Annotated in this window: 11 protein-coding genes; all 11 read right to left on the reverse strand. The window is 29.8% G+C overall.

Going from position 1 to position 12,835, the window contains the following annotated elements:
* Window positions 1–9 precede the first annotated feature (9 nt).
* Window positions 10–624 (reverse strand): phosphoribosylglycinamide formyltransferase, encoded by a 615-nt coding sequence (gene purN, locus NG918_RS14820; RefSeq protein ID WP_252226819.1) that lies wholly within the window; start codon window positions 622–624, stop codon window positions 10–12.
* Window positions 612–1,613 carry a phosphoribosylformylglycinamidine cyclo-ligase gene (gene purM, locus NG918_RS14825; RefSeq protein ID WP_252216909.1) on the reverse strand — a complete coding sequence of 334 codons (1,002 nt, stop codon included), beginning with the start codon at window positions 1,611–1,613 and terminating at the stop codon, window positions 612–614. The genes purN and purM overlap by 13 nt, the downstream gene beginning before the upstream one ends.
* 8 nt (window positions 1,614–1,621) lie before the next feature.
* Window positions 1,622–3,049, reverse strand: a complete 1,428-nt coding sequence (purF, locus tag NG918_RS14830) for an amidophosphoribosyltransferase (protein ID WP_252226821.1) — start codon at window positions 3,047–3,049, stop codon at window positions 1,622–1,624.
* A 66-nt stretch (window positions 3,050–3,115) separates the two neighbouring features.
* A complete protein-coding gene (purC, locus tag NG918_RS14835; protein ID WP_252226823.1) occupies window positions 3,116–3,823 on the reverse strand; it encodes a phosphoribosylaminoimidazolesuccinocarboxamide synthase in 708 nt (235 codons plus the stop codon).
* The gene (purE, locus tag NG918_RS14840; RefSeq protein WP_252226825.1) at window positions 3,823–4,302 is read right to left on the reverse strand and encodes a 5-(carboxyamino)imidazole ribonucleotide mutase; all 480 of its coding nucleotides are present in this window, start codon (window positions 4,300–4,302) and stop codon (window positions 3,823–3,825) included. The genes purC and purE overlap by 1 nt, the downstream gene beginning before the upstream one ends.
* Window positions 4,303–4,568: 266 nt before the next feature.
* A complete protein-coding gene (locus NG918_RS14845) occupies window positions 4,569–8,315 on the reverse strand; it encodes a phosphoribosylformylglycinamidine synthase (RefSeq protein ID WP_252226827.1) in 3,747 nt (1,248 codons plus the stop codon).
* Between the two features lie 552 nt (window positions 8,316–8,867).
* Complete coding sequence (locus NG918_RS14850) at window positions 8,868–10,124, reverse strand: chloride channel protein (RefSeq protein ID WP_252216920.1); 1,257 nt, start codon at window positions 10,122–10,124, stop codon at window positions 8,868–8,870.
* A gap of 91 nt (window positions 10,125–10,215) precedes the next feature.
* On the reverse strand, window positions 10,216–10,383 hold the full coding sequence (locus NG918_RS14855; RefSeq protein ID WP_252216922.1) for a zinc-ribbon domain-containing protein: 168 nt from the start codon (window positions 10,381–10,383) through the stop codon (window positions 10,216–10,218).
* A gap of 150 nt (window positions 10,384–10,533) precedes the next feature.
* On the reverse strand, window positions 10,534–11,214 hold the full coding sequence (locus NG918_RS14860; RefSeq protein ID WP_252226830.1) for an amino acid ABC transporter ATP-binding protein: 681 nt from the start codon (window positions 11,212–11,214) through the stop codon (window positions 10,534–10,536).
* A gap of 16 nt (window positions 11,215–11,230) precedes the next feature.
* On the reverse strand, window positions 11,231–11,872 hold the full coding sequence (locus NG918_RS14865; RefSeq protein ID WP_252216927.1) for an amino acid ABC transporter permease: 642 nt from the start codon (window positions 11,870–11,872) through the stop codon (window positions 11,231–11,233).
* Window positions 11,873–11,888: 16 nt separating this feature from the next.
* Entirely contained in the window at window positions 11,889–12,692 is an 804-nt protein-coding gene (locus NG918_RS14870; protein WP_252226832.1) for an amino acid ABC transporter substrate-binding protein, read from the reverse strand.
* Window positions 12,693–12,835: the final 143 nt, after the last annotated feature.

The raw sequence follows: 12,835 nt of genomic DNA on the forward strand, positions 1-12,835 counted from the left end.
TGTCCATTGTCACTTGTCAATTACCTTTGTTCTACCATTAACAATTTCAACTTTACCTTCACTAATTAACTTAATTGCTTTTGGCAATAATATATGTTCTTTTTCTAATATTCTCTTTTGAATACTTTCAGAATCATCTTCAAAATAAACTGGTACAATATCTTGAAGTAATATTGCACCTCCATCAACTTCAGAATTTACAAAATGAACTGTGCATCCTGAAAATTTAACTCCACTTTTTATAACTGCCTCATGAACTTTTAACCCATACATTCCGGGTCCACAAAAAGCTGGAATTAACGATGGATGAATATTAATTATTTTGTTATTAAATTCTTTTAATATATCTCCATCTAATATTGATAAATATCCTGCAAGAACAATCAAATCAACTTTTCCTTTAGTTAATTCTAAAATTTTCTCTGAAGATTTATCCTTATAATCTTTTTTGCTTACAACATAAGTAGGTATATTATGATTTTTAGCTCTTTCTAATGAATATATTCCATCTTTACTTCCAATGACCATTTCTATGCTACATTCTATTTCTTTATTTTTCACTGAATCTATTATAGATTGAAGGTCTGTTCCACCACCTGAAACTAAAACTGCTATTTTAAACAAACACCTTCACCTCCAGATGTTACATGACCTATTTCATAAGCTTTTTCGCCCATTGCGATTAAATCTTTTATTATAGGCTCAACATCCTCTTCATTTACTGCAAGAACAAATCCAATACCCATATTAAAAGTATTATACATATGCTCTTTGTCTACACCTTTTTCAATGATTCTTTCAAATATATTTGGAAGCGGATATGAATTTTTATTAATTACAGCAGTTAATTCTCTACCATTAAACATTCTTGGAACATTTTCAATAAATCCTCCACCAGTTACATGTGCCATACCTTTAATATCAAAGTTTTCAAGTAAACTAAGTATGGGCTTAACATAAATCTTAGTTGGAGTAATTAATGTTTTCCAAACTTCCTCACCATTAAAATCTTCATTTAAATCTGTGAAAATCTTTCTTACTAATGAGTACCCATTAGAGTGTATTCCAGAAGATGCAATTCCAATTAGTTTATCTCCTTCTTTAATATTGCTACCATTTATTATCTTATCTTTATCAACTATTCCTACTGCAAAACCTGCCATATCATATTCGCCTTCATCATAAAATCCTGGCATTTCTGCTGTTTCTCCACCAATTAAAGCACAATCAGATTGAATACATCCATCTGAAATTCCCTTAACTAAATCAGAAGCCACTTCTGCTTCAAGTCTTCCACAAGCAATATAATCTAAGAAAAATAATGGCTTTGCTCCATGACATAAAATATCATTTACACACATAGCAACACAGTCAATTCCAACAGTATCATATTTTTTATTTTTAAATGCTATTTCTAATTTTGTTCCAACACCATCTGTTCCTGAAACTAGCACTGGTTTTTCATATCCTGATGGAAGTTCAACCATACCTGCAAAACTTCCAAGACCATTTAATACATATTCACTCATAGTCTTAGCTGCATATTCTTTTATTAACTTTACTGATCTATAACCTTCTTCTATATTAACTCCTGCTTCTTTGTAAGTAATCATATTTAATCCTACCTTTCAAACTGATTTGGTGTTTCAATTGGTGTAGCTACTGGATAAATTCCATTAAAGCATCCCATACAAAATCCTTCTTTACCTTTGCAACTTTCTTTTACACCATCTTCACTTAAGTATCCTAAGTAATCAGCTCCAATAATATCTCTTATTTCTTCTACTGAATTATTAGCTGCAATAAGTTCACTTCGATATGGTGTATCTATACCAAAATGACATGGATATTTAACGCTTGGTGATGCTATTAAAAAGCTTATTTCCTTAACTCCAGCATGCTTAAGTGATTCTATCAAATACTTCGAAGTTGTTCCTCTTACAATAGAATCATCAATTAAAATTACCCTTTTGCCTTCAATATTTACTTTTAGTGGATTTAATTTAACAGCAACTGCTCTTTCCCTAATTTCTTGAGAAGGTGATATAAATGTTCTTCCTACATATCTATTTTTAATAAATCCTGTATCATAAGGAATTCCTGAAGCTTTAGCATATCCTATAGCCGCCGGAATTCCTGAATCTGGAACTGCAATTACTAAATCAGCATCTATGGGATGTTCTTTATATAATTGTTCTCCTGCTCTAACTCTTGAAGTATGAACCTCTAGTCCATCAATTTTAGAATCAGGTCTTGCAAAATAAATATATTCAAAAGCACAAGTTTGACATACTGTATTTTCAGAATATTTATAAGAATGAATTCCTTCTTCATCTATAATAACAATTTCCCCAGGTTCAATATCTCTTACAAGTTCAGCACCTATTGCATCTAAAGCACAACTTTCTGATGTTAATACGTATCCTTCATCAATCTTTCCAAGTGAAAGTGGTCTGATTCCATGAGGATCTCTAGCCCCTATTAATTTATCTGTTGACATAATTGTTAATGCAAATGACCCTCTTATAGCAGATATTGCATCAACTACAGCCTTTGTAAGACCTTTTTTTGCACTTCTTGCTATAAGACAAGCTATTACTTCAGAGTCACTTGATGTATGAAAAATTTGCCCAGCATCCTCAAGTAATTCTCTTATAACATCATCATTAACTAAATTTCCATTATGAGCCATTGCAATTGAGCCTATTTTAGAAGTAGTAAGTATTGGTTGAGCATTTTCTATTCCTTTTCCACCAGCTGTTGAATATCTTACATGTCCTATAGCTATATGACCTTTTAACTTTTCTAAATCTTCATGTTTAAATGCATCTGTAATTAATCCTAGCCCCTTATGCATTTCTATTTTTTCTCCATCAGCTACTGCAATTCCTGCACTTTCTTGACCTCTATGTTGAAGTGCATAAAGACCATAATAAGTCATGGAAGCAACATCTAGTGGCTTATTAGTATAAACTCCAAAAACACCACATTCATCTTTAAATTTATCCAAGCTCGGATCCATAATTAATTCAAACTCTGAATTCGTCATCTACATATTCCTTTCTTAACTTAATTAATGGATAATTGACAGTTCATCGCCATTGTTCATTAACTATTATTTAGATATTCTCTTTAAGATTTCAATATAAGCATCTTCTACATTACCTAAATCTCTTCTAAATCTATCTTTATCTAATTTTTCTCCTGTAGTTGCATCCCAAAATCTACATGTATCAGGTGAAATTTCATCTGCTAAAACAATAGTTCCATCTGTGCATTTGCCAAATTCTATCTTAAAATCAATTAAGTTAATATTTTCTTTTGCAAATGCTTCTTTTAATATGTTATTAATTTTAGCTGTCATCTCTAAAATGGTGTCTATTTCTTCAAAAGTTGCAGCTCCAATTGCCACTGCATGATAACTATTAATTAATGGATCTCCTAATTCATCATCTTTATAAGAAAATTCAAATACTGTAGTCTTAAGAGGTGTTCCTTCTTCAATGCCTAATCTTTTAGCCATGCTACCAGCTGCAACATTTCTTACGATCACTTCTAGTGGAACTATTTCAACCTTTTTACATAATTGTTCTCTATCATTTAATTTCTTAATGAAGTGAGTTTTAATTCCTTGTTTTTCTAATTGTTCAAATAAGATTGAAGTAATTTTATTATTCATTACACCTTTATCTGCAATTTGACCTTTCTTTTCTCCATTAAATGCTGTTGCATCATCTTTATAGTAAATTACTACTTCATCTGCCTTATCTGTTGCATATATTTGTTTTGCTTTTCCTTCATATAACATCTCTAATTTTTCCATTATAGTTCTACCCCTTCCCCATTTTCATCTATAAAATTCTTTTTCATATGATTTCTAAATTCAATTAATTTCTCTTTTAAATCCTCATCTTTTAAAGCTAACATTTGTAATGCTAGCATTCCTGCATTATAACTATTATTTATTCCAACAGTTGCAACTGGAATTGACTTTGGCATTTGCACTATTGAAAGTAATGCATCTAATCCATTAAGCGCTGCATTTATAGGAACTCCGATTACCGGTAGTATTGTTTTTGATGCAATAACTCCTGGCAAATGTGCTGCAAGTCCTGCACCAGCAATTATTACTTCACAGCCTTTACTTTCAACCATTTTTATAGTTTCTTCTAATTTTTCTGGAACTCTATGTGCTGAAAGGATATATGCTTTATAATCAACATTAAATTCCTTTAATGCATTAGCAGCTCCTTTCATAACTTCTGTATCTGATTTACTTCCAAAAAATATTGCTACCTTCATAGTTAATCCTCCTAATTCTTAAATTCTTAAATTCTTAAATTCTTAAATTCTTAAATTCTTAAATTCTTAAATTCTTAAATTCTTAAATTCTTAAATTCTTAAATTCTTAAATTCTTAAATTCTTAAATTCTTAAATTCTTAAATTCTGGGCATTTTATAATCTTCATTAACTCAATGCTCAAAATATTTTTAATTTACATTTATTAGTGCCAAATTTATATCCTTTTCTAAGTAAATGATTCAACTAAAATATTTAACTTTCGTTCTTATTTAAAATAATTAACTCCTGATTTAAATATCTTTTGATCAAAGTTTCCTGGAATATTTTTATATAAATCTTCACCTATTCTTTCTGAATGAGCCATTTTACCAAGCACTCTTCCATCAAGGCTTGTTATTCCTTCAATTCCATACATAGAACCATTTGGATTGTATGGCATATTAAGTGCCACATCGCCTTGAAGATCCACATATTGAGTTGCTACTTGACCATTAGCTATTAATTCTTTTATTAAACTTTCTGGTGCAACAAATCTTCCTTCTCCATGTGAAATTGCTATTGAATGTATATCTCCTACCTTTACTTCATTAAACCAAGGTGATTTGTTTGAAACTATCTTTGTTCTAACTATTGAAGACATATGTCTATTTATATTGTTGTAAGTTAATGTAGGCATATCTTCTTTTATATCAATAATTTCTCCATAAGGTACCAATCCTAACTTAATTAAAGCTTGGAAGCCATTACAAATACCTAATGCTAATCCGTCTCTATTCTTTAATAATTCCATTACTGATTCTTTAATCTTCTCATTTCTAAATACAGTTGCTATAAACTTACCTGATCCATCTGGTTCATCTCCTGCTGAAAAACCTCCTGGAATCATAATTATTTGAGATTTATCTATTTCAGATTTAAGTCTTTCTATGGATTCTACTAATGCTTCTTTTGTAATGTTTCTAAATATTACTTCTGATACTTTAGCACCCTCTTTTTCAAAAGCTCTTCTACAGTCATATTCACAATTATTTCCTGGGAAAACTGGAATTACGACTCTTGGTTTAGCTAATTTAATAGCTGGGGCTGAAACTTCTTTTTTATCATATAAAACAGTTTCTACCTTTCCTGAAATATCTTCAGTTTTTATCTTAAATATACTACTTAATTTTTCTTCATATATTTCCTCCAAATTTTTAATATCTAGTTCTAAGTCATATTCTCTAGATATTAACACTGAACCTTCTATTGTTTTTCCTACTTCTTTATATAAACATTCTTTAAATTCCTTAAATATATCCATGTCTGATTTAACTTCTAATAATAAGCTTCCATAATTAAGTCCAAATAATTCATCCTTAGTTAAATTATTAAATTCAGCACTTATTCTATTCCCCAGTGACATCTTAGTTAAACATTCAGAAACCCCTCCAAATTTAACTGCAGATGCTGAAATAACTTTCTCTTCGCCTATTAATTTATAAAGAACCTCTAAATTCTTTTTAAACTTATTCATATCTATAGTGCCATCTTCTAACTTTTCAGTTTTAAGTAACACTAATTTTGAATTTGCACACTTAAATTCTGGAGATATTATTTTACTAGCTTTTTCAACCCCAACAGCAAATGAAACTAATGTTGGAGGTACATCTAAATCTCCAAAGCTTCCTGACATTGAATCTTTTCCTCCAATTGCTGCAATTCCAAGTTGCATTTGTGCTTCATAAGCTCCAAGCAGTGCTGAAAATGGTTTACCCCATCTTGTTTTATCTTTACCTAATTTCTCAAAATACTCTTGAAAAGTTAATTTAGCTTTTTTATAATCTCCACCCATAGCTGAAAGTTTTGTTATTGATTCTATTACTGAGTAATATGCCATATGATATTGACTCCAAGTACCTAAGTATGGATTAAATCCAAATGTCATTATTGTTGCATCTTTACTTTCTCCACCAAGAACTGGAATTTTAGCTGCCATTCCTTCAGCTGGTGTATTTGCATATTTACCGCCAAAAGGCATAATTACTGTTCCTGCTCCAATAGTTGAGTCAAATCTCTCAACTAATCCTTTTTGAGATGTTATATTTAAATCTTTTAAGTTATTTATCCATGTATCTTTTACATTAACATCTGAAATTTCATATGGATACTCAGTTGGTCCACTAACTTTAACAGATACTTTTTGACTTGCCCCATTTGTATCTAAAAAGCTTCTATCTAAATCTACTATTTTTTTACCTCTCCAGAATAATCTAAGCTTATCAGTATCTGTAACATGTGCTACTAATGTTGCTTCTAAATTTTCTTCATTTGAAAGTTTAATAAATTCATCTGCATTTTCTTTTGTTACAACTACAGCCATTCTTTCTTGTGATTCTGAAACTGCAAGTTCTGTTCCATCTAATCCTTCATACTTCTTTGTAACTTTATCTAAATCTATATCTAATCCTCTGCATAATTCTCCAATAGCAACTGATACTCCACCAGCTCCAAAGTCATTACATCTTTTAATCATCTTAGCTACTTTTGAATTTCTAAATAATCTTTGAATTTTTCTTTCAGTGGGAGCATTCCCCTTTTGAACTTCTGCTCCACATTCACTAAGTGAATCTACTGTATGTTCTTTTGATGACCCTGTTGCTCCACCAACTCCATCTCTACCTGTTCTTCCACCAAGTAAGATAATTACATCACCTAACTTTGGTTCTTCACGAACAACATTTTCTTTTGGTGCAGCTGCAATAACTGCTCCAACTTCCATTCTCTTTGCTGCATAATTAGGATGATAAATTTCTTGAACTTGCCCAGTTGCAAGACCTATTTGATTACCATAAGAACTATATCCGTGAGCTGCTCCTAAAGTAATAGTTCTTTGAGGAAGTTTTCCTTTTAAAGTTTTTTCAATTGGAAGTGTTGGATCTGCTGCACCTGTAACTCTCATAGCTTGATACACGTATGTTCTACCTGATAATGGATCTCTTATTGCTCCACCTAAACAAGTTGCCGCTCCACCAAAAGGTTCAATCTCAGTGGGATGGTTATGAGTTTCATTTTTAAACATAACTAGATAATCTTCTAATCCCTTATCAGTTTCAACTTTTACATTAATAGAACATGCATTTATTTCTTCTGATATATCTAAATCATCAAGTTTTCCTCTTTTTCTAAGTTCTTTCATTGCTATAACTGCAATGTCCATAAGAGTTTTATTTTTTTCTTTTTCTCCATACACGTATTCTCTTGATTTTATATAATTTTCATAACTTTTCTTAATTGGTGAAGTATATTTATTATCTTCAAACTCTATATTTTCTAATATTGTAGAAAAGGTAGTATGTCTACAGTGATCTGACCAATAAGTGTCTATAACCCTCATTTCAGTGATTGATGGATCTCTATTTTCTTTTTTAAAATAGTCTTTTATCATAACAAGATCTTCAATACTCATGGCAAGACCATAATCTGAATGAAATTCTTGTAACTCTTCTAAATTTTTATCTATGAATCCATTTAATATAAGAACATCTTTAGGTATGTTTGAAGTTGATGTAATGTCTTTACTATTTATATCCACTTCTCTTGAATCGACTGGGTTTATATAATATAATTTTATTTTATAAATTTCTTCCTTCGTAATATTTCCCTTTAACATAATTATCTTAGCTGATTTTATATAAGCTTTATCTTCTTCAGTCAATAATGATATACATTCTGAAGCCGAATCTGCTCTCTGATCATATTGTCCTGGTAAAAATTCTACTGCGAATGCTATTTCATCTTCATTAATAGGCAATTCTGATTCATACACATTATCAACTGTTAATTCTGAAAAAATAGTATGTAGTGCTTTTTTATAGTACTCTTCACTTATATCTGAAATAATATATTTATTTATAAGCCTTACACTTTCTAGATTAGTTACTCCTAAATTTTCTTTAAAATCTCTTAATAAGCCTTGAGCTTCTACATCAAATCCGCTTTTCTTTTCAACGAATATACTCTTAATATTTAACATTAAAAATTCCTCCAAAATATTAATTTGAGATTTATAATTTTATTAATTGTTATAATTACGAATATTTTTAATTAAGTTAAGTTTAACTTTCGTGTCATTAATTAAAGATTACCATTTAAAATTATCAATGTCAACTTTTATTGTGTAAAATCAACTCATATTTTTGTTTTTAAGAATATTATTAAAAAAAGAGATTGTTTTTTAATAAATTAGCCTCTTTTTTACGTATATTTTAGCTTTTTATAACACGAACATTTGTTAATCGATTTCTTTTCCAGTAGAACTTCTCCACATTTCATACCAATCTTCTTGAGTTAACTTCATCTTTAATGAATCTACTGACCGTTGCCAAAACCTTTATTCCACACTTAGTTATTATTTCAATATCATATCTTAATGACTTCTTTAAATTCATAGCATTCTCTTGTAACTATTTATATATATATATATATATCTGCTATATCAAAAGAAATAATTCAAAGTTCAATGCATTATTGCGTAAATTTTATAATTTTTCATAAAAAAAAAAAAAAATGCTGAGTAACATTTTTATCACTCAGCACTTCTATTTATAAATTCAGCTTTAAGTTTTGAATAAACTATTTTTTGGCTACTATAAAGACTAAAATACCCTGATAACATATAGCTAACACCACAAGCAACTGCAAATAAAATAAGGGCACCAGAACCAAAAAGTTCTATACTTAATATCACAGAAGTAATAAGAGTATTAACTACGCCACAAAATAATGCTACGAGTCCAATTGCAGCTCCAAATCCTGGATCTAAACCAATTAATTTTCCTACTACACATCCAAATGTGGCACCAATAAAGAATGTAGGGACAATTTCTCCACCTTTGTACCCAACACTTATAGTAATAGCCGTAAAAATAATCTTTAAAATAAATGCTTCTGGTTTTGCCTGTCCATTAATTGCATTAGCTATAATATCCATTCCCGCTCCATTATAATCTCTACATCCAACAATAAATGTAAGTGCAACTATAGCTAAGCCACCACAAACTATTCTAATATAGTCATTTTTTATTATATTGCTTAAAGATTTATTAGTTTTGTGTAGAGTTTCACAAAATACAATACTCACTAAAGCACATAAAGCACCTAAAATTGCAACTTTTATTATATTCTCTGTTGAAATATTAGGAATAATGTTTATATTAAAGTGAACTGGTTCAAGGCCAAAAAACAATGATACTTTATAAGCAACAATTGATGAAACTATACATGGAATAAAACTAGAATAATAAATAACCCCCACACTTATAACTTCCATAGCAAAAAATGTTGCTGTTAATGGTGTCCCAAATAATGCAGAAAAAACACCACTCATTCCGCACAAAGTAATTAAATGCATATCCTTTTCATCAAGATGCAAAATTTTTCCCACTTGTGAACCAATACTACCTCCAAGTTGCAAAGCTGCTCCTTCTCTACCAGCTGATCCTCCAAAAAGATGAGTTATTACAGTGCTTATAAATATAAGAGGAGACATAGAAAAGGGTACTTTTCCATCTGTTCGAATAGAATCTATGACTAAATTTGTCCCTATATCACTTCCCAATTTGAATACTTTATACAAATATATTATAAGAGTACCACCAAGTGGTAACATAAATATTATCCAATCATTTTGTATTCTAAAATTAGTAGCATATTCAACACTAAGATGAAAAAAGCTACCTATAAAACCACCTAATAGACCCGTAATTCCAGCAACAACAACCCATAGAAAAAAAGTGCTTATATATCTTTTTATAGATTTGAATTTTCCAATAATTATGTTCAATTTTTTCCCCCATTTTATTTTATTTAAATAAACATTAAAAAAGCTACTAAAAAATGATTTGAAATCATTTTTTAGTAGCTGTTAGTTTCTACTATCTGTCAAAATTTCTGTTGTTTCTTTGTTGTTTTCTTGCTCTTCTACAATCAGGACATCTTACTGGTTCGTTATCAAATCCTTTTTCTTTGTAGAATTCTTGTTCCCCAACTGTGAACACAAATTCGTTACCGCAATCTTTACAAAGTATTTTCTTATCTTCCATTATAAAATCCTCCTCTTCATAGATTATAACCTTAATACTAGACCAATCTCTGAAAAAGAGGTAATGTATAGTACGCATGATTAAATCTTGAATTATATTACTACTTAATAATATCATATGAACTATAATATTTCAAGTGAATTTATTTTATTATTCAAATATTAAACCATCTATAAGTTTGCCTTTATCCATTGAAACTATCCTATCTGAGACTCTTTTTGCAAATTCCATATCATGAGTTATTATCATCATTGCCATTCCGTTTTCACTTAAACTTTTTATTAAATTTGCTACCTCTTCTGTAAGTCCTGGGTCCAATGCTGAAGTCGGTTCATCAAAACACATAACTTTGGGTTCTAACGCCAGAGCTCTTCCTATTGCAACTCTTTGTTTTTGTCCTCCTGATAATTCAAAAGGATAATTTTTTGCTTTTTCTTCTAATCCTAAAAAGCCTAAAATTTCTTCTGCTTTCTTTATAGCATCTTCTTTGCTTAATTTAAGTACTTTTCTAGGTGCTTCTATTAAGTTTTCTAATACAGTCATATGTGGAAATAAATTAAAGTTTTGAAATACTAGTCCTACATCTTTTCTTATCTCAGACATAGTTTTCTTATCAACATATTTTCCATTTTCACAAATTGCTCGTCCATTAATTTCAATCTTTCCGTTATCACACTGCTCTAAAGCATTAACACATCTAAGAAGTGTCGTTTTTCCACCGCCTGACGGACCAACAATAACTAGTATTTCTCCTTGTGCAATATTAAGATTGATTCCTTTTAACACTTCAGTATTCCCAAATTTCTTTTCAACATCACTAATTCTTAGCATCTAAAACCAGTCCTCTCTAGTTATAATATTCATACTTCTTTTCTACTTTCTCTAGTAATTTACTAAGTATACCTATGACTATTAAATAGACAACTCCTGCTAATATTAATGGAATTAATGTAACATCCCTATTAGATGCTATCTTTGCTATTTTTAACAACTCATCTAAACCTATTATATATACTAAAGATGTATCTTTTATTAAAGTTGTAATTTCATTAGCTACTGGAGGAATAACTCTTTTAATAGCTTGTGGTAATATTATTCTAAAAAAAGTGTCTTTAGGTGTTAATCCAAGCATTTCTGCCGCTTCATATTGACCTCTATCAATTGATATCATTCCTGCTCTAAATATTTCTCCAAAATACGCTGCATAATTTAAAACAAATGCTAATATTGCTGCTGTAAATCTATCAAAAGTTATATCTACAGTTGGCAATCCAAAAAATATTACAACTATTTGTAATAGTAATGGAGTTCCTCTCATTATAAGCACATATATGCCTGTTAATTTTCTTAGTATTAGAAATTTTGATGTTCTAGCTAGTGCTACAACAACTCCAAGAGGAATAGATAATATTAATGTCAATACAAAAACTTCTAATGTAACTTTTAAGCCTTCTAATATTTGAGGCATTAGTGATAATATATAATTCAAGGTGACTCCTCCTTCTTTATTTAGCTATTATGTCTTCACCAAACCATTTTTCTGATATTTTTGAGCCTGTACCATCTTTTATCACAGAATTTAAAGCTTCATTAAATTCTTCAACAAATGATGTATCTCCTTTTCTTATTCCAACAGCATAATCTTCCACTCCAAAATCATCATTTAATATTTTATATTTTTCTTTTCCTCTTTCATTTGTATAATATTTAGCTAATATTTCATCAGCCACAACTACATCTATTCTTCCTGCTTCTAAATCCATCAATGCATCATTATTAGTTTCAAATGTGACTACATTGCCTCCGTCAAACTTACTTATCATATCACCATCTGCTTTTATAGCATCCACCGCACTTGATTGATTTTGGGCTCCTACCTTAGCATTAGCTAAATCATTTTTACTGTTAATTTTAGAATCTGCTAATGTTATAATAACTTGTCTATTCTTTAAATAAACCTTAGAAAATTCTACATTCTCTTTTCTTTCATCAGTTATTGAGTATCCATTCCAAATTAAATCTATATTTCCATTGTTAAGTTCTGATTCTTTCATACTCCAATCAATTGATTGAAATTTAACTTCTTTATTAAGTTTTTCTCCTACTGCCTTAGCAAGATCCACGTCAAAACCTACTGTTTCTCCACTTCCATTTTTAAATCCCATTGGAACAAAAGTATCATCCATCCCTATTATTATCTCATCTTTGCTAGATACGCTTTCTTGTTTATTGCTTTTACATGCTACTAAATTCACCCCAATAACAGCAACACATGATACTATTAATAATTTTTTAAATAATTTATTCATAAATATCCCCCTCAATCGCTTCTGTTATTTATTACTTTATCATAGTAAAGCGATAAAATCAAGTGCCTTTTTCAATTTAATTTTTGTCTACATTCTAATTTTAAGCCATGTTTTAGCAGAGTATTGATATATGCATAAGCAAA

Origin of the sequence: Clostridium sp. ZBS2 (assembly GCF_023845855.1) — a bacterium.
In the GTDB taxonomy this organism is placed as follows: Bacteria; Bacillota; Clostridia; order Clostridiales; family Clostridiaceae; genus Clostridium; species Clostridium aquiflavi.